Origin of the sequence: Variovorax sp. KBS0712 (assembly GCF_006323185.2) — a bacterium.
Taxonomy (GTDB): Bacteria; Pseudomonadota; Gammaproteobacteria; order Burkholderiales; family Burkholderiaceae_C; genus Variovorax; species Variovorax boronicumulans.
Genome location: NZ_VCCD02000002.1, coordinates 772,351 through 788,992, shown reverse-complemented (window position 1 = coordinate 788,992; position 16,642 = coordinate 772,351). Strand labels below are relative to the sequence as shown.

The following is a 16,642-nucleotide window of genomic DNA, read 5'->3' as shown; positions in this document are numbered from 1 at the left end:
CTTCGGGGCCCTTTTTTCTTGGCTTACGGCTTTTGCAGCGCTTTGGCCCGCGCCACCGCATAGCGCTGCATCGTCTTCTCCCGCGCCTCCGCGTGGTCCACCACCGGCTTCGGGTAGTTCTCGCCCAGCCTGACGCCTGCGGCCTCCAGTTCGACCGGCGATGCCAGCCACGGCGCATGGATCGCCACGTTCGACAGGCCCGCGAGCTGCGGCAGGTAGCGGCGGATGAACTTGCCCTCGGGGTCGAAGCGTTCGCTTTGCGTCACCGGGTTGAAGATGCGGAAATAGGGCTGGGCGTCGCAGCCGGTCGAGCTGGCCCATTGCCAGCCGCCGTTGTTCGAGGCCAGCTCGAAGTCGTTCAGGTGCAGCGCGAAGTAGCGTTCGCCGCGCCGCCAGTCCAGCCCCAGGTCCTTGCACAGGAAGCTCGCCACCACCATGCGAAGCCGGTTGTGCATGTAACCGCTCTGCCGGATCTGCAGCATCGCCGCATCGACCAGCGGGTAGCCGGTGCGGCCCTCGCACCAGGCGTCGAACAGCTGGTCGGCGTGCTTGCCGTGGTGCCAGGCGATCTTGTCGTACTCGGGGCGGAAGCTCTTCGACTCGCCGTTCGCATGCACGTGCGGAAAGTGCGCCAGGATCTGGAAGTAGAAGTCGCGCCAGACCAGCTCGCTGAGCCAGGTCGCGGCGCCGGTGTTGCCCTGCAGCGCCAGCTGGTGCGCCACGCTGGCCAGCTGCCGGATCGACACCGTGCCGAAGCGCAGGTGCACGCCCATGTAGCTGGGCCCGCGCACGGCCGGGAAGTTGCGCGCCTCGTCGTAGCGGTCGATGCGCTCGAAGAAATCCTCGAACAGCGCGCCGGCGCCGCGCGTGCCGGTGGGGATCTCCAGCGTCTGGAGGTTGGTGCTTTCGAAGCCGATCTCGCCCAGCGTGGGGACGGGCCCATTCAGGGCCGGGGGCGGCGGAGCGAGCGCGTCGGCGTGGCTGCGCACGGGGTACGACTTCAGGAAGAACGAATCCACCTTCGCCAGCCAGGCCCGCTTGTACGGCGTGAACACCGTGTAGGGCAGGCCGGCCTTGGTCATGACCTCGTCGCGGTCGAAGACGGTGCTGTCCTTGAAGGTGTGGAAGCTGATGCCCGTGTTGGCCAGCGCGCCGAGCACGCGGGCGTCGCGTGCCAGGGCGTCGGGCTCGTCGTCGCGGTTGGCGAACACCGCCTGCACGTCGAGCGTGTGGGCCAGCGCCGGGATATCCTCGGCGGCCACCGCGTGCCGCACGATCAGCCCGCTGCCCAGCCCGCGCAGCTCGGCTTCGAGCTCCACCAGCGATTCGCGGATGAATTCGACCCGCCGGTCCGCCCGGGGCAGGGCGTCCAGGATCGCCCGGTCGAACACGAAAACGCAGACCACCTGCCGGCAGGCCCGCAGCGCCCGGTACAGCGCCGCGTTGTCGTCTACCCGGAGGTCCCGGCGAAACCACATGAGCCCTTTGGGATAGGTCTTGTCGACGGCCAGTAAAATCGGGGGCATATGGCTGCCGATTCTGCCCCGATGAACCTGACGCATCACTTTCTGATCGCGATGCCGGGGATGGAAGACAAAACTTTCAACCGCAGCGTCGTTTACCTCTGCGAACACAGCGAGCGCGGCGCGCTCGGGCTGGTGATCAACAAACCCAGCGACATCAACCTCAAGGTGCTGTTCGAGAAGATCGAGCTGCACCTGGCCCGCCCCGAGCTGGGCGACGCCCCCGTTTTCCAGGGTGGCCCGGTGCAGACCGAGCGCGGCTTCGTGCTGCACGAGCCGGTGTTCACCCAGGCCGAGAAACCCGAGGAATCGGTCTACGCCTCGACCATGACCATCCCCGGCGGGCTCGAAATGACCACCTCCAAGGACGTGCTGGAGGCCCTGGCCACCGGCGCCGGCCCGCGCAAGGTGCTGGTCTCGCTGGGCTATTCGGCCTGGGGCGAGGGCCAGCTGGAGTCCGAACTGGCCGAGAACAGCTGGCTCACCGTGCTGGCCGACCCGGCCGTGATCTTCGATACGCCGGTGGAAAAGCGTTACGACAAGGCGTTGATGCTCTTGGGGCTCGAGGCCTGGACCTTGTCTCCCGACGCGGGCCACGCATGAGCGACGTCATGTCCGACGCGCCTGCATCCGCCCCTGCCTCCGTTCCCGTTTCCGCGCATTTCCAGAGCTTCCTGGCCTTCGACTTCGGCGCCAAGCGCACCGGCGTGGCCAGCGGCAACCGGCTGCTGCGCACGGCGACCCCGCAGGCCACCATCAAGGCCGAGGGCGCCGACGCCCGCTTTGCCCAGGTCGAGGCGCGCATCAAGGAATGGCAGCCCGACGCCCTGGTGGTCGGCGTGCCCTACCACCCCGACGGCGCCCCGCACGAGAACACCCGCCGCGCGCAGAAGTTCGCGCGCCAGCTGCGCGGCCGTTTCAATCTCCAGGTGTTCGAGGTGGACGAGCGCTACAGCACCACCGAGGCCTTGTCGTCCGGCGCCCGCGATGCCGACGCCGCCTCCGCCTGCATCATCCTGGAACAGTTTTTGAGGAGTCTCCCGTGAGTTCAATCCCCGATGCCGAAGCGCTCTACACGATGCTGCTGTCCGGCGTGAAGGCGCTGATGCGCCCCGAGACGAAACTGGTGGGCATCACCTCCGGCGGCGCCTGGCTGGTCGAGCGCCTGCAAAAAGACCTGGGCCTGGCCGGCGCCCCCGGCGTCATCTCGTCGGCCATGCACCGCGACGACTTCGCGCGCCGCGGCCTCTCGGCCAGCGCGCAGACCGCGCTGCCCTTCGACGTGAACGGCGCCGACGTGCTGCTGCTCGACGACGTGCTCTACACCGGCCGCACCATCCGCGCCGTGCTCAACGAGCTGTTCGACTTCGGGCGTCCCGCCTGCGTGCGCCTGGCCGTGCTGGTCGACCGTGGTGGTCGCGAACTGCCCGTGGCCGCCGACTTCGCGGCAACGACGCTCAAGCTGCCCGACACCCAATTGCTAGCCCTCGCACGCGCCGACGACGGCGCCTTCAGCCTCAAGGTGGAGGACAACAAGTAATGCTCTACAAGCGAAATCCGCAGCTCAACAAGAACGGCGAGCTGATCCACCTGCTGTCGATCGAGGGCCTGCCCAAGGACATCGTCACGCACATCCTCGACACGGCCGCCAACTTCACGAGCGTGAGCGACCGTGAGGTGAAGAAGGTGCCGCTGCTGCGCGGCAAGAGCGTGTTCAACCTGTTCTTCGAGAACAGCACGCGCACGCGCACCACCTTCGAGATCGCGGCCAAGCGCCTGAGTGCTGACGTCATCAACCTGGACATCGCGCGTTCCTCGGCCACCAAGGGCGAGTCGCTGCTGGACACCATCGCCAACCTGAGCGCCATGGCCGCCGACCTGTTCGTGGTGCGCCACAGCGAGTCGGGCGCGCCCTACCTGATCGCGCAGCACGTTGCGCCGCACGTGCACGTGGTGAACGCCGGCGACGGCCGCCACGCGCACCCGACGCAGGGGCTGCTCGACATGTACACGATCCGCCACTACAAGAAAGACTTCTCGAACCTCACGGTCGCGATCGTCGGCGACGTGCTGCACTCGCGCGTGGCGCGCTCCGACATCCACGCGCTCACCACGCTCGGCTGCGCCGAAGTGCGCGTGGTCGGCCCCAAGACGCTGGTGCCCGCCGACATGGCCGGCATGGGCGTGCGCGTGTGCCACACGCTCGAAGAAGGCATCAAGGACTGCGACGTCGTCATCATGCTGCGCCTGCAGAACGAGCGCATGAGCGGCGCGCTGCTGCCCTCGTCGCAGGAGTTCTTCAAGACCTTCGGCCTCACGCAGGAAAAGCTGCAGCTGGCCAAGCCCGACGCCATCGTGATGCACCCGGGCCCCATCAACCGCGGCGTGGAGATCGACTCCGCCGTGGTTGACGGCAAGCAGAGCGTGATCCTTCCGCAGGTCACCTTCGGCATCGCGGTCCGCATGGCCGTCATGAGCATCGTGGCAGGTAACGAAGCATGAACATCCTTATCACCAACGGCCGCGTGGTCGACCCCGCCTCGGGCACCGACAAGCCCACCGACATCGCCATCGCCGACGGCAAGATCGCCGGCATCGGACGCGCACCGGCAGGCTTCAAGCCCGAGCGCACCCTCGACGCCACGGGCTGCATCGTCACCCCCGGCCTCGTCGACCTTGCCGCGCGCCTGCGCGAGCCGGGCTACGAGCACGAAGGCATGCTCGAAAGCGAAATGGCCGCGGCCATCGCGGGTGGCGTGACCAGCCTCGTGTGCCCACCCGACACCGACCCCGTGCTCGACGAGCCCGGTCTGGTCGAGATGCTCAAGTTCCGCGCCGAAAAGCTGCAGTGCGCGCGCCTGTTCCCGCTGGGCGCGCTCACGCGCAACCTGGCCGGCGGCGTGCTCACCGAGATGGCCGAACTCACCGAGGCCGGCTGCATCGGCTTCGGCCAGGCCGACGTGCCGCTGGCCGACACGCAGGTGCTGCAGCGCGCGCTGTCGTACGCCAGCACCTTCGGCTACACCGTGTGGCTGCGCCCGCAGGACCGCGACCTCGGCAAGGGCGTTGCGGCCAGCGGCGCGCTCGCCACGCGGCTGGGCCTGGGCGGCGTGCCGGTGGCGGCCGAGACGATCGCCATCTTCACCATCATCGAGCTCATGAAGAGCACCGGCGCGCGCGTGCACCTGTGCCGCATCTCCAGCGCCCGCGGCGTGGCACTGGTGCGCGAGGCTAAGGCGCAGGGCCTGCCGATCACCTGCGACGTCAGCATCAACTCGCTGCACCTGGCCGACACCGACATCGGCTTCTTCGACAGCCGCGCGCGCCTGAACCCGCCGCTGCGCCAGCAGGGCGACCGCGATGCGCTTTCGGCTGCGCTGGCCGACGGCACCATCGACGCGCTGGTGTCCGACCACACGCCGGTCGAGGCCGACGCCAAGACCCTGCCTTTTGCCGAAGCCGAACCCGGCGCCACCGGCCTCGAACTGCTGCTGCCGCTCGCGCTGCAGTGGGGCGAGCGCAGCGGCGCGGGCCTGGCGCGCGCCATCGAGGTGGTCACCTCGGCGCCGGCGCGCCTGCTGAACGCGGCCGACGCGGCCAGCGGCATCGGCCGCATCGCCGAGGGCGGCGTGGCCGACCTGTGCATCGCCGATCCGTCGCTCGAATGGCAGGTGGTGCCCGAGGCGCTGCGCAGCCAGGGCAAGCACACGCCGTTCTCCAGCTACCCGATGCAAGGGCGCGCGCGCCACACGCTGGTGGCCGGTCGCGTCGTGCACGGCTGAGCGACAGCCGCCCGCCACACAGCACGCCATCAAAAAGAAGAAGAGGGCCCGCGTCCAGATGCTGCACTCGTTGAAGGCCGGCTGGCGCCTGCTGCATGCGGCCTCGCATGCGCTGTCGGGCTGGTGGACGATCCGCTTCACCTTCCCCCGCCTGCCGCAGGACGAGCGCAACGCGCGCGTGCAGGCCTGGTCGGCGCGCATGCTGCAGATCATGGGCGTCACGCTGCGCGTGCAGGGCGAGCCGCCCGCGCACGGGCCGGCGCTGCTCATCTGCAACCACCTCTCATGGCTCGACATCACCGCCATCCATGCGGCGCGCCACGTGCGCTTCGTGTCGAAGTCGGACGTCAAGCAGTGGCCGGTGATCGGCACGCTCTCCACCGGTTCGGGCACGCTCTACATCGAACGCGAACGCCGGCGCGACGCCATGCGCGTGGTGCACCACATGACCGAGGCGCTGCGCGGCGGCGACCTGATCGGCGTGTTCCCCGAAGGCACCACGAGCGACGGGCGCGGGCTGCTGCCGTTCCACGCCAACCTGCTGCAGGCCGCGATTTCCTCGGGCGCGCCGGTGATCCCGGCCGCGCTGCGCTTTGCCGACGCCGCCACCGGCGAAACAAGCCAGGCGCCGCGCTACATCGACGACGACAACCTGCTGGCCTCGGTGTGGAACACGCTGCGCGCGCCGCCGCTCTTGGCCATCGTGCGCTTCGGCGAGCCGCAGCCTTCGTACAGCCGCGAACGCCGCAGCTGGGCGCATTCGCTGCATGAAGACGTGCAGCAGCTGCGCCGCGATACCCACTGAGCGGCACTGACCGGATCGATTCGCAAAAAAAGCGCCCCGGGAGGGGCGCTGTAACGACGCAAGAAGCGCCGTGAGGAGGAAGCGGGATCGTTCGTCGTGACTCGTGGCCGGTCAGAGAATGCCGAACACCTTCAGCCCGATGATCACGATCAGCGGGACGCCGCAGAGCCAAAGGATGATGCTTTTCATGACCGGTCTCCGTGAGGTAGGTAGGCCTCTACGGTGGCCGCGTCTGTGGCCCGCGCGTGCGGGATAAGGCAAACCAAGCGCGTGAGCGCCTGCCTACACGGCACGGGCCGGCGGTTCAGCCCGCTTCGTCGGTGGGCACGAAGCCCAGGCGGCGCGAGATTTCGAGTGCGCAGGCCTTCAGCGGCACGGCCACGCGGCCGTTCCAGTCGCTGTCGAAGGTGGCCTCGGGGCCCATGGCCGTGATGCCCAGCACCAGGTTGTTGGTCGAGTCGAACACCGGCGCGCAGAAGGCGTCGATGCCCGGAATCGGCTGGCCCAGCGTGCGCGAGATGCCGTGCAACCGCGTCTCGACCAGGAGCGCCTCGATCTGCGACTTCGACAGCTCTTCGCTGGCGCCGCGTCCGTCGGCCGGGCGCGTGCGCGCCAGGTCCTCGAGCATCATCTTTTCCACCACCTTCGGCGGTAGGTAGGCCGCGAACAGCCGGCCCGTGGCCGTGTAGGCCAGCGACATCACGGTGCCGGTGCGCAGGTTCACGTGCAGCGGGTGGATCGGTTCTTCCAGCCGCACCACGGTCGGCCCGAAGTTGCCCCAGACCGCGACCGCGATGCTCTGCTCGGTCTCGGAGGCGAGGGCTTCGATGAGCGGCGAGGCTTCCTTGATCGGGTCGAGCCGTTGCAGCTTGGCCAGGCCCAGCTGCAGGGCCAGCGGGCCCAGTTCGTAGCGGCCGGTGCCGTCCTGCACCACGAAGCCGACCTTCAGAAAACTCACCAGGTAGGGGTGCGCCTTGCCGACTGGCACGCCGGCGGCCTTGCCGAGATCGCGCAGCGCCATGGGCGCGACGTGCCGGCCGAGCGCGACCAGCAATTGCGTTCCGATTTCGACGGATTGAATGCCACGTCTTGGCTTTTCCATGGGGCGCCCGGCGTGGGGGTTGAGAGTGGGAGCGAGTATAGCCATCAGGGTTTCTACTGATATTGTCGTGTTCAATCGACGATGACTGATCATCTGATAGTAACTAAACGACTTGACCATATCAACATCGCTGCCTACACTCCGCCGCAACTTAAGTCGTACACACAACACGAGAGCGAACAGAGGCAGAGATGGAACAGAACACGTGGGAATGCGATGTCCTCGTCGTCGGCAGCGGCGCGTCGGGCATGGCCACCGCCGTCACGGCGGCGTCGCAGGGTTTGAAGGTGCTGGTGGTCGAGAAAGAGCCGCGCTTCGGTGGCACCACCGCGCGCTCGGGCGGCTGGCTGTGGATTCCGGGCACGCGCCTGGCCACGGAGCAGGGCATCCATGAGCCGCCCGGCGCGGCGCTCGACTACATGAAGCACGAGACCACGACGCACTTCGACGCGGCGCGCGTGGGCGCCTTCCTCGACATGGGCCCCAAGGCGATCGACTTCTTCACGCGCAACACCTGCGTGCAGTTCGACATGCCGGCCGTCTTCCCCGACTACCACGCCGAAGCGCCCGGCGGCCAGCCCGGCGGGCGTTCGATGGTCACGCGCCCGTTCGACGGCCGCGAGCTCGGTGCGCGCATCAAGCACCTGGCGCCGCCACTGCCCGAGCTCACGGTGTTCGGGATGATGTTGGGCTCGGGCCCCGAGATCAAACACTTCATGCGGGCCTTCAAGTCGCCGACCTCGTTCTGGTACGTGACCAAGCGCCTGACCCGGCACTTCCTGGACGTGGTGCGCCACGGCCGCGGCATGACGCTGACCAACGGCAACGCGCTGGCCGGCCGCCTGGCCAAGGCCGCGATGGACCTGGACATTCCCGTGTGGCTCTCGTCGCCCGTGAAGAAGCTCGTGGTCGAGTACGACGGCGTCTCGGGCGCCGTGGTGCAGCACGAAGGCAAGACGGTGCGCATCACCGCCAAACGTGGCGTGGTGCTGGCCTGCGGCGGCTTCCCCTACGACGTGGAGCGCCGCAAGCAACTGTTCCCGCACGCACCGACCGGCAAGGAGCACTACTCGCCGTCGCCTTCCACGAACACCGGCGACGGCCTGCGCCTGGCCGAAGCCGTGGGCGGCCGCGTCGACGGCACCATCCCGCACGCCGCGGCCTGGGTGCCGGCCTCGGTCACCACGCGACCCGACGGCAGCAAGGGCGTCATGCCGCACTTCATCGACCGCGCCAAGCCGGGCGTGATCGCGGTCACGCCCAAGGGCAAGCGCTTCGCCAACGAAGGCAACTCGTACCACGACTTCGTGCAGGCGATGGTCAAGGCCTGCGAGGGCGAGCCCGAGGTCACGGCCTGGCTGCTGTGCGACCACAAGGCGCTGCGCGACTACGGCCTGGGCTGCGTTGCGCCCGCGCCGCTGCCCATAGGCCGCCATCTGAAGACCGGCTACCTCAAGCGCGGCGCGAGCATCGGCGAGCTGGCCAAGGAAATCGGCATCGCCCCGGCCGCGCTCGAAGCCACCGTGCAGGAGTTCAACCAGGGCGCGCGCACCGGCGACGACCCAGCCTTCGGCAAGGGCAGCAAGGCCTACAACCGCTACCAGGGCGACGCCAACGTCACGCCGAACCCCTGCGTGGCGCCGCTGGAAAACGGCCCGTACTACGCCATCAAGCTGGTCATCGGCGACATCGGCACTTTCGCCGGCCTCGTCACCGACGAGAAGACCCGCGTGCTCGACGCCGACCGCCAGCCGATCAAGGGCCTGTACGCCGTCGGCAACGACGCGGCCAGCGTGATGGGCGGCAACTACCCCGGCGCGGGCATCACGCTCGGCCCGGCGCTCACCTTCGGCTACGTCGCGGGCCTGCAGGTCGCGCAGGCCGAAGTGGCTGTGCCCCTGCACGTCGAACAGCGCGAAGCCGTGGCCGTGCCGCGCGGCGCCTGACCCCGTTCCGATAGTCAACCCAAGGAGCCGACCATGCCCTTTCCTCCTCACGTCGCACCGCGCCTGCTCGAAGGCCGCCTCGCGCTGATCACCGGCGCCGGCCAGGGCAATGGCCGCGCGCTCGCGCTCGGCCTGGCCCAGGCGGGCGCGCGCGTCGTCGTCACCGACATGAACGAAGCCACCGTGGCCGAGACCGCGCAACTGGTGCGCAACGAAGGCGGCGAGGCCTGGTCGTTCGTGCTTGACGTCACCGCGCCCGAGGCCTGCCAGGCGCTGGCGGCGCGCGTGGCGCAAGAGGTCGGCCATGTCGACCTGCTGGTGAACAACGCCGGCATCATCATCCGCGAGACCACCAGCAGCCCGAACGCCGCGGCCAACTGGAAGAAGACCATCGACGTGAACGTGCACGGCACCTTCAACACCACGCTGGCCTTCATCCCCGTGCTCAAGCAGACGAAGGGCTCGATCATCAACATCGCCTCCATCGCCGCCTACGCGGGGCAGGCCGCGAGCCTGGGCTACTCGCCCTCGAAGGGCGCGATCAAGATGCTCACGCAGTCGCTGGCGCAGGAGCTCGCGCCGGCCGGCGTGCGCGTGAACGCACTCGCACCCGGCGTGATCGAGACGCCCATGACCGCGGCCACGCGCGAGAACCCGCAGCGCCTCGAGTCGTTCATGACGCGCATCCCGCTGGGCCGCGTCGGCCAGACCGAAGACCTGGTGGGCCCGGTGATCTTCCTGGCGAGCGACATGTCGCGCTACGTCACCGGCATCACGCTGCCGGTGGATGGCGGCTTCCTCGCCGTCTGAGCCACGCCTCTTCCTTTTCGATTTCCCGTTCCCCGTCCGTCAACCCTTAGGAGACAAAGAATGAAAACGATCCGTCTGTACAAGACCCTGCTCGCGACTGCCGCTTTCGCTGCGTTCTCGGCAGGCGCGTATGCGCAAGACATCAAGCTCGGCTACAACGGTGACCTCTCGGCGTCGCCTTCGGCGCAGAGCGGCCAGGCCGCGGTGCTGGGCATGGAAGCGGCCATTGCCGACCTGAACGCCGCCGGCGGCGCGCTCGGACGGAAGTTCACACTGGTCACGCGCGACGACGTCTCGGCGCCGCCGAAGTCGATCCAGAACATGAGCGACCTGGTCGACAACGAGAAGGTCGTCGCCGTGTTCGGCCCCACCAACTCGGGCAACGCCATGGCCTGGAAGCACATCGCCAACCAGAAGAAGATCCCCGTGCTGGGCAACGTGGGCTCGGGCACCGACATCACCAAGCCGATGAGTGCCGGCGCCGACAACTACATGTTCCGCGTCTCGATGGTCGACCGCGAGCAGGTCGCCGCGCTCATGGCCTACGTGAAGCGCAACACGGCCGGCTCCAAGGTCGTGGGCCTCATGGCCGAGACCACCGGCTACGGCCAGGGCGGCCTGAAGGACATGGAAGAAATCGCCAAGCTGCAGGACATCAAGATCGCGGCCACCGAGCGCTTCGGCGTCGGCGACACCGACATGACCTCGCAGCTCTCGAAGATGAAGGCCGCCAACGTCGACACCGTGGTGGTGTGGGCGCAGGGCACGCCGATCGCGCAGCTGGTGCGCAGCATGGAGAAGATCAACTACTTCCCGCTGACGCTCACCTCGTGGGCCGCCGACAACATCACCTTCTACGACGCGGCCGGCAAGGCGCTGGCCGAGAAGCCGATCTTCATGCGCACCGTGAGCGAGACGCGCACGCCCGTGCAGCAGAAGCTGTTCGACCGCATCGGCAGCAAGCTGAAGGCACCGGGCTCGTTCTCGTTCGCGCTGCACGGCTACGACTCGGTGCTGCTGCTGGCCCAGGCCATGAAGCAGGCCAACAGCACCGACGGCGCGGCCGTGCGTGCCGCGCTCGAAGACCTGAGGACGCCGGTGCAGGGCGTGCTCAAGACCTACGAGAAGCCTTTCAGCAAGACCAACCATGAAGCGCTCACGGCCAAGGACCTGGTCTGGATCCGCTGGAAGGACGGCAAGCTGCTGCCCTACAGCGACGCGCTGATCGGCGCGCTCAAGCCGGCCGACTTCAAGCAATAAACGTCTGAGACAAAAGGAACGGGGCTCGGCCCCGTTCCGCAACGGAGATACACACCATGGTTGAAGCGCTCCTGCAGGCGCTCATCAGCGGGCTCGCCGTCGGCGGTGCCTATGCGCTGGTGGCGCTCGGATTCAGCATCACGTTCACGACGACCAAGACGCTGAACTTCTCGCACGGCGAGTTCGTCTCGGCCGGCGCGTTCATCGGCATGAGCGCGCTGTTCCTCGTGCTGGGCAAGCCGCTCAGTTCCACCACCTTCGGCGATGCCGTGCCCGGCGCGGGCGCGCAGCTGTTTGCGCTGGTCGCCGCGCTCGGCGTGATGGGCCTGCTGGGCTGGCTGCTCTACGTGCTCGGCGTGCGCCCGTTCGCGGGCCGCCCGGGCATGGCGTGGGTCATGAGCACGCTGGGCTTCGGCGTGATCCTGCAAAGCGTGGGCCTGGCCATCTGGGGTCCGAAGCCCGTGGTGGTGCCCGCGCCCGTGGGCGACACCGTGATCCGCATGTTCGGCGTGGGCGTGCGCCCGCAGGAACTGCTCACGCTGGGCGTGGCCGTGGTCGTGATGATCGGCTTCGACCGCGTGATGAACCGCACCATGATCGGCAAGGCCATGCGCGCCGTGGCGCAGAACGGCAACGTGGCCAGCCTCATGGGCATCAACACCAACGCCATGATGATCGGCGCCTTCGTCGTCAGCTCGGCGCTGGCAGGGCTGTCGGGCTTTCTGCTCGCGCCCATCGCGCAGGCCTCGCTCTTCATGGGGCTGACCGTGGGGCTCAAGGGCTTCTCGGGCGCCATGATCGGTGGCCTGAGCAACCCGCGCGGCTGCGTCATCGGCGGCTTCCTGCTGGGCGTGCTCGAGTCGATGGTGAACCTCTGGCAGGCGCAGTGGCGCGAGGTCGCGGTGTTCGCACTCGTGATCCTGGTGCTGGCCTTCCGGCCCACGGGCTTGTTCGGCCGCTCGACGGTGGAGAAGGTATGAAGCGCCTCGCCCATCCCGCCGCCGTGGTGCTGGTGGCGGCCGTGCTGTGCGGCCTGGTCTCGCTGTCCGGCAACGACTACTACCTGCGCATCGCTTTCATGATGTGCGTCTACTACCTGTGCGCGGCCGGCATGAACGTGCTGGTCGGCTACGCAGGCCAGAAATCGCTGGGCCAGGCCGGCCTGTTCGCGGCCGGCGCCTACGCGGTCGCACTCATCACCTCGCGCACCGAGCTGAGCCCGTGGCTCGCGCTGGTGATCGCGGCGGTTGTCTCTGGCGTGTGCGGCGTGCTCATCGCGTTGCCTTCGTTGCGCGTGAAGGGCCCGTACCTCGCGATGGTCACGCTGGCCTTCGGCATCGTGGTCGAGAAGCTCGTGGGCGAGTGGACCGACGTGTTCGGCGGCGCGCAGGGCATCTACGGCATCCGCCCGCTGACCTGGAACGGCCAGCCGCTGAGCAGCGTGCAATGGGTGATCCTGGGCATCGTGCTCAGCGCCGCGCTGCACCTGCTGCTGCGCAACCTGCTGCAGGGCCGCTTCGGCCGCGCGCTGCTGTCGCTGCAGGCGGACGAGATCGCCTCGTCGTCGGTGGGCGTGCGCGTGTACCGCGCCAAGGTCATGGCCTTCGTGGTCGCGGCCGTCACCTGCGGCATCGCGGGCGCGCTCGTGGCGCAGCAGAACCAGTACATCAACTCCGACTTCATCACCTTCCACCTGTCGATCTTCATCCTGCTGCTGGTGCTGTTCGGCGGCGCGGGCTCGATGTACGGCCCCATCGTGGGCGCGGTGCTGCTCACGGCGACCGACGCGCTGCTCGCGCGCTGGCCCTCGGCGCAGCACTTCCTGTACGGCTTCCTGCTGCTGTTCGCGCTGTACGTCATGCCGGGCGGCGTGGTGGGCCTGTTCAACAAGTGGTTCCTGAAGTCGCGCCACCGCGGCGAAGGGGCGGCCGGCAACGGCGTGCCGGGCCAGATCGGTCCCGGCGGCGAAGGCGAGCTGCTGGTGGTGCAGGGCGTGACCAAGTCGTACGGCGGCGTGAAGCCGGCGCAGGACGTGTCGTTCCGCCTGCAGCGCGGCCACATCCATGCGCTCATCGGCCCGAACGGCGCCGGCAAGAGCACCATGATCAACATGCTCACCGGCGTGGTTGAACCCGATGCGGGCGTGATCCGCTTCCTGGGCCGCAACATCGTCGGCCAGCCGGCGCACACCATCTGCTGCCTGGGCATGGGCCGCACCTTCCAGAACCTGCGTTTGTTCGCCGACCTCTCGGTGCTCGACAACGTGATGCTCGGGCGGCACAGCCGCATGAGCAACGGCTTCCTGTCGTCGCTCGTGGCCTGGCCCACGGCCAGCAAGCAGGAGCGCGCCACGCGCGAGCGCGCGCTGCAGCTGCTCGACCTCGTGGGCCTGGGCCACCTGGCGCACTGGCCCGCCGGCAGCCTGCCCTACGGCCTGCAGCGCCGCGTGGAACTGGCGCGCGCGCTGGCTACCGAGCCGCAGCTGCTGCTGCTCGACGAGCCCGCCGCCGGCCTCAACCCGCAGGAAACCGCCGAGCTGGGCGAACTGCTGGTGCGCATCGGAAAGTGCGGCGTGTCCATCCTGATGGTGGAGCACCACATGGACCTGGTGATGTCGATCTCCGACCACGTGATCGTGCTCGACTACGGCGTGAAGATCGCCGAGGGCAAGCCGGCCGAGGTGCAGTCGAACCCGCGCGTGGTCGAGGCCTACCTGGGCGTGGACGACGAAGAAGACATGGCCGCCGTGCCCGCTTGAGCCAGAGGACCGAAACCATCATGTTGAAAATCGAATCGGTGAAGGTCTCGTACGGCGCCATCGAGGCCGTCAAGGGCGTGAGCCTGGAAGTGCGCGCGGGCGAGGTCGTCACCATCATCGGCGCCAACGGCGCCGGCAAGAGCACGCTGCTCAAGAGCATCGTCGGGCTGGAGCCCGTGGCCGCAGGCCGCGTGCTCGTGGACGGCAAGGACTGCACGCACGTGCCCGCGCACCAGCGCGTGGGCCTGGGCGTGGCGCTGTCGCCCGAGGGGCGCGGCGTGTTCCCCGACCAGACCGTGCGCGAGAACCTGATGCTGGGCGCCTACTCGCGCCGCAACGACAAGGCCTTCGTGGAGCGCGCCATCGAGCGCGAGTTCGCGCGCTTCCCACGCTTGAAAGAACGCGCGCATCAACTGTCCGGCACGCTGTCGGGCGGCGAGCAGCAGATGCTCGCGATTGCCCGCGCGCTCATGAGCGAGCCGCGCCTGCTGCTGCTCGACGAGCCCTCGCTGGGCTTGGCGCCGCTCATCATCAAGGACATCTTCGACGCCATCCGCCAGCTGCGCAGCTCGGGTCTCACGATCCTGCTGGTGGAACAGATGGCCAAGCAGGCGCTGGGCGTGGCCGACCGCGCCTACGTGCTCGAAACCGGCTGCATCACGCTCGAAGGCTCCGGCCGCGAGCTGCTCGACAACCCCAAGGTGAAGTCGGCGTACCTCGGTACGCATTGAATTCATCGCTCACATCAAAGGAACTCCCATGACCACCAAGAAATTCGCCAGCCAGGCCGACCTCGAAGAAAAGAAGGTCTCGTTCACCCGCCTCTCGGAGAACGCCTACGCCTACACCGCCGAGGGCGACCCCAACACCGGCGTCTTCATCGGCGACGAGGCCGTGATGGTGGTCGACACCCAGGCCACGCCCGCGATGGCGCAGGACGTGATCCGCCGCATCCGCGAAGTCACGCCGCTGCCCATCAAGTACGTGCTGCTGAGCCACTACCACGCGGTGCGCGTGCTGGGCGCGTCGGCGTACTTCAAGGAAGGCGCCGAGCAGATCCTGGCCAGCCGCGACACCTACGACCTGATCGTCGAGCGCGGCGAGCAGGACAAGGCCAGCGAGATCGGTCGCTTCCCGCGTCTGTTCCGCAACGTCGAGTCGGTGCCCGCTGGCCTCACCTGGCCCACCATGACCTTCGACGGCACCATGAGCGTGTGGCTGGGCAAGAAGCTCGAGGTGAAGATCGCGCAGGTCGGCCGCGGCCACACCAAGGGCGACACCATCGCCTACCTCGAAGACCAGAAGATCTGCTTCGCGGGCGACCTCGTCGAATACCAGAGCACCGCCTACGCGGGCGACTGCTACTTCCGCGACTGGCCCACCACGCTCGACCGCCTGGCCGGCTTCGGCTTCGAGAAGCTGGTGCCCGGCCGCGGCGCCGCACTGGAAAACGCCGCCGACGTGCGCAAGGCGATTGCCTCCACGCGCGCCTTCATCTCCGACGTCTACACGCTGGTGAACAACGGCGTGGCAGAGGGCAAGTCGCTCAACGTGATCTACAAGGAAACCGTGGCCGCGCTGCGCCCGACCTACGGCCACTGGGTGATCTTCGACCACTGCATGCCCTTCGACGTGACCCGTGCCTACGACGAGGCGACGGGCCACGTGCACCCGCGCATCTGGACCGCCGAGCGCGACATCGAAATGTGGAACGCGCTCGAAAGCTAAGGTGAACCAACCCGCGCCCTCGCACGGCGCCACGCCCGCATCCGTGCAGGGCTGGATGCTGCTCGCGATGCTGGTGTGGGGCGTGAACGTCTCGGCCGTGAAGGCGCTCACCGCCTCCTTCGAGACGCTGCCGCTGGCGGCGCTGCGCATGGGCGTGGCGTGCATCGCGCTCAGCGCCATCGTGCTGTGGCGGCGCGGCGGCGTGCCTCGTCTCACGGCGCGGCAACTCGCGGTGATGGCGGGCTGCGCCTTTCTCATGGTCTACGGCAACCAGATCCTGTTCGCGCAGGGGCTGCTGCGTTCCACCGCCACCAACGGCGCACTGATCATGGCGCTGAGCCCGCTGGTGTCGGCGTTGATGGCCGCGCTGGTCTTCGGCGAGCGCTTCACGGCGCGCCGCATGGTGGGCGTGGCGTTGGGCTTCGCGGGCGTGGCGGCGGTGGTGCTGAGCCACCCGGGCGCGGGGCTGTCGAGCGCCGGCATCGGCGACCTGATGCTCGCGCTGTCGGTGGTGAGCTTCGCGGTCGGCGGCGTGGGCGTGCAGCGGCTGGCGCGGCAGGTCGATCCGCTGTCGATCAGCTGGGTCATCTACCTCATCGGCACGTTCATGCTCGTGGTGCACACCCTGCTCGGGCCGTCGCGGCTCGGTACGGCGCAGCTCTTTCCGGGCGCGTGGCCGTGGGCGCTGGTGCTGTTCTCGGGCATCGCGGCCACCGCCGCGGGCAACCTCATCTGGAACCGTGCGATCTCCGTCATCGGCGTGGCGCGCACGGCCGTCTTTCTCTACTGGGTGCCGGTGTTCGGCGTGCTGTTCGCGGCGCTGCTGCTGGGCGAAGTGCTCACGTGGTGGCACCTGTTCGGCTTTGCCGCGGTGATGAGCGGCACCTGGCTCGGCACGCGGCCGGTGGCTGCGTCGGCCCCTTGATTC

The 16,642-nt window shown here is 68.4% G+C and carries 16 protein-coding genes; 14 read left to right on the top strand and 2 right to left on the bottom strand.

The features are described from left to right. Nucleotides 1–23: 23 nt before the first annotated feature. On the bottom strand, nt 24–1,526 hold the full coding sequence (locus FFI97_RS20595; RefSeq protein WP_139704800.1) for a cryptochrome/photolyase family protein: 1,503 nt from the start codon (nt 1,524–1,526) through the stop codon (nt 24–26). Between FFI97_RS20595 and FFI97_RS20590 the strand changes: the two genes are divergently transcribed. The 6 genes from FFI97_RS20590 to FFI97_RS20565 are packed head-to-tail and all read left to right on the top strand — an operon-like array spanning nt 1,527 to nt 6,110. Further along, nucleotides 1,527–2,126 (top strand): YqgE/AlgH family protein, encoded by a 600-nt coding sequence (locus FFI97_RS20590; protein ID WP_095948042.1) that lies wholly within the window; start codon nt 1,527–1,529, stop codon nt 2,124–2,126. Between the two features lie 8 nt (nt 2,127–2,134). Further along, on the top strand, nt 2,135–2,569 hold the full coding sequence (gene ruvX / locus FFI97_RS20585; protein ID WP_139704798.1) for a Holliday junction resolvase RuvX: 435 nt from the start codon (nt 2,135–2,137) through the stop codon (nt 2,567–2,569). Beyond that, a complete protein-coding gene (pyrR, locus tag FFI97_RS20580; protein ID WP_139704795.1) occupies nt 2,566–3,063 on the top strand; it encodes a bifunctional pyr operon transcriptional regulator/uracil phosphoribosyltransferase PyrR in 498 nt (165 codons plus the stop codon). Before ruvX ends, pyrR begins: the two co-directional genes overlap by 4 nt. Then, a complete protein-coding gene (locus tag FFI97_RS20575; RefSeq protein ID WP_056577783.1) occupies nt 3,063–4,025 on the top strand; it encodes an aspartate carbamoyltransferase catalytic subunit in 963 nt (320 codons plus the stop codon). Before pyrR ends, FFI97_RS20575 begins: the two co-directional genes overlap by 1 nt. Further along, on the top strand, nt 4,022–5,305 hold the full coding sequence (locus tag FFI97_RS20570; protein ID WP_095746780.1) for a dihydroorotase: 1,284 nt from the start codon (nt 4,022–4,024) through the stop codon (nt 5,303–5,305). Before FFI97_RS20575 ends, FFI97_RS20570 begins: the two co-directional genes overlap by 4 nt. A gap of 58 nt (nt 5,306–5,363) precedes the next feature. After that, a complete protein-coding gene (locus FFI97_RS20565; protein ID WP_139704793.1) occupies nt 5,364–6,110 on the top strand; it encodes a lysophospholipid acyltransferase family protein in 747 nt (248 codons plus the stop codon). Nucleotides 6,111–6,414: 304 nt separating this feature from the next. Here the strand turns inward: FFI97_RS20565 and FFI97_RS20560 are convergent, their stop codons facing one another. Next, on the bottom strand, nt 6,415–7,212 hold the full coding sequence (locus tag FFI97_RS20560) for an IclR family transcriptional regulator (RefSeq protein WP_070062752.1): 798 nt from the start codon (nt 7,210–7,212) through the stop codon (nt 6,415–6,417). A gap of 191 nt (nt 7,213–7,403) precedes the next feature. Between FFI97_RS20560 and FFI97_RS20555 the strand changes: the two genes are divergently transcribed. The 8 genes from FFI97_RS20555 to FFI97_RS20520 are packed head-to-tail and all read left to right on the top strand — an operon-like array spanning nt 7,404 to nt 16,639. Further along, nucleotides 7,404–9,158, top strand: coding sequence for an FAD-dependent oxidoreductase (locus FFI97_RS20555; protein ID WP_095746778.1), 1,755 nt, complete (start codon nt 7,404–7,406; stop codon nt 9,156–9,158). Nucleotides 9,159–9,191: 33 nt separating this feature from the next. Then, nucleotides 9,192–9,968 (top strand): SDR family NAD(P)-dependent oxidoreductase, encoded by a 777-nt coding sequence (locus FFI97_RS20550; protein WP_139704791.1) that lies wholly within the window; start codon nt 9,192–9,194, stop codon nt 9,966–9,968. Nucleotides 9,969–10,028: 60 nt separating this feature from the next. After that, nucleotides 10,029–11,228 (top strand): ABC transporter substrate-binding protein, encoded by a 1,200-nt coding sequence (locus FFI97_RS20545; RefSeq protein ID WP_139704789.1) that lies wholly within the window; start codon nt 10,029–10,031, stop codon nt 11,226–11,228. Nucleotides 11,229–11,284: 56 nt separating this feature from the next. Further along, on the top strand, nt 11,285–12,208 hold the full coding sequence (locus FFI97_RS20540; protein WP_062469725.1) for a branched-chain amino acid ABC transporter permease: 924 nt from the start codon (nt 11,285–11,287) through the stop codon (nt 12,206–12,208). Next, entirely contained in the window at nt 12,205–13,986 is a 1,782-nt protein-coding gene (locus FFI97_RS20535) for an ABC transporter permease subunit (RefSeq protein ID WP_139704787.1), read from the top strand. Before FFI97_RS20540 ends, FFI97_RS20535 begins: the two co-directional genes overlap by 4 nt. Before the next feature lie 20 nt (nt 13,987–14,006). After that, nucleotides 14,007–14,717: an ABC transporter ATP-binding protein gene (locus FFI97_RS20530; protein ID WP_139704784.1), complete on the top strand. Its 711-nt coding sequence runs from the start codon at nt 14,007–14,009 to the stop codon at nt 14,715–14,717. A gap of 28 nt (nt 14,718–14,745) precedes the next feature. Continuing rightward, nucleotides 14,746–15,714: an MBL fold metallo-hydrolase gene (locus FFI97_RS20525; RefSeq protein WP_095746773.1), complete on the top strand. Its 969-nt coding sequence runs from the start codon at nt 14,746–14,748 to the stop codon at nt 15,712–15,714. A gap of 1 nt (nt 15,715) precedes the next feature. Then, nucleotides 15,716–16,639 (top strand): DMT family transporter, encoded by a 924-nt coding sequence (locus FFI97_RS20520; RefSeq protein WP_260685078.1) that lies wholly within the window; start codon nt 15,716–15,718, stop codon nt 16,637–16,639. The last annotated feature ends 3 nt before the right edge of the window (nt 16,640–16,642 follow it).

Bases quoted from the DNA above. Each gene is read 5' to 3' on its own strand.
- FFI97_RS20595 (WP_139704800.1), bottom strand. From the start codon at position 1,526: ATGCCCCCGATTTTACTGGCCGTCGACAAGACCTATCCCAAAGGGCTC.
- FFI97_RS20590 (WP_095948042.1), top strand. From the start codon at position 1,527: ATGGCTGCCGATTCTGCCCCGATGAACCTGACGCATCACTTTCTGATC.
- ruvX (WP_139704798.1), top strand. From the start codon at position 2,135: ATGTCCGACGCGCCTGCATCCGCCCCTGCCTCCGTTCCCGTTTCCGCG.
- FFI97_RS20575 (WP_056577783.1), top strand. From the start codon at position 3,063: ATGCTCTACAAGCGAAATCCGCAGCTCAACAAGAACGGCGAGCTGATC.
- FFI97_RS20570 (WP_095746780.1), top strand. From the start codon at position 4,022: ATGAACATCCTTATCACCAACGGCCGCGTGGTCGACCCCGCCTCGGGC.
- FFI97_RS20565 (WP_139704793.1), top strand. From the start codon at position 5,364: ATGCTGCACTCGTTGAAGGCCGGCTGGCGCCTGCTGCATGCGGCCTCG.
- FFI97_RS20560 (WP_070062752.1), bottom strand. From the start codon at position 7,212: ATGGAAAAGCCAAGACGTGGCATTCAATCCGTCGAAATCGGAACGCAA.
- FFI97_RS20555 (WP_095746778.1), top strand. From the start codon at position 7,404: ATGGAACAGAACACGTGGGAATGCGATGTCCTCGTCGTCGGCAGCGGC.
- FFI97_RS20550 (WP_139704791.1), top strand. From the start codon at position 9,192: ATGCCCTTTCCTCCTCACGTCGCACCGCGCCTGCTCGAAGGCCGCCTC.
- FFI97_RS20545 (WP_139704789.1), top strand. From the start codon at position 10,029: ATGAAAACGATCCGTCTGTACAAGACCCTGCTCGCGACTGCCGCTTTC.
- FFI97_RS20540 (WP_062469725.1), top strand. From the start codon at position 11,285: ATGGTTGAAGCGCTCCTGCAGGCGCTCATCAGCGGGCTCGCCGTCGGC.
- FFI97_RS20535 (WP_139704787.1), top strand. From the start codon at position 12,205: ATGAAGCGCCTCGCCCATCCCGCCGCCGTGGTGCTGGTGGCGGCCGTG.
- FFI97_RS20530 (WP_139704784.1), top strand. From the start codon at position 14,007: ATGTTGAAAATCGAATCGGTGAAGGTCTCGTACGGCGCCATCGAGGCC.
- FFI97_RS20525 (WP_095746773.1), top strand. From the start codon at position 14,746: ATGACCACCAAGAAATTCGCCAGCCAGGCCGACCTCGAAGAAAAGAAG.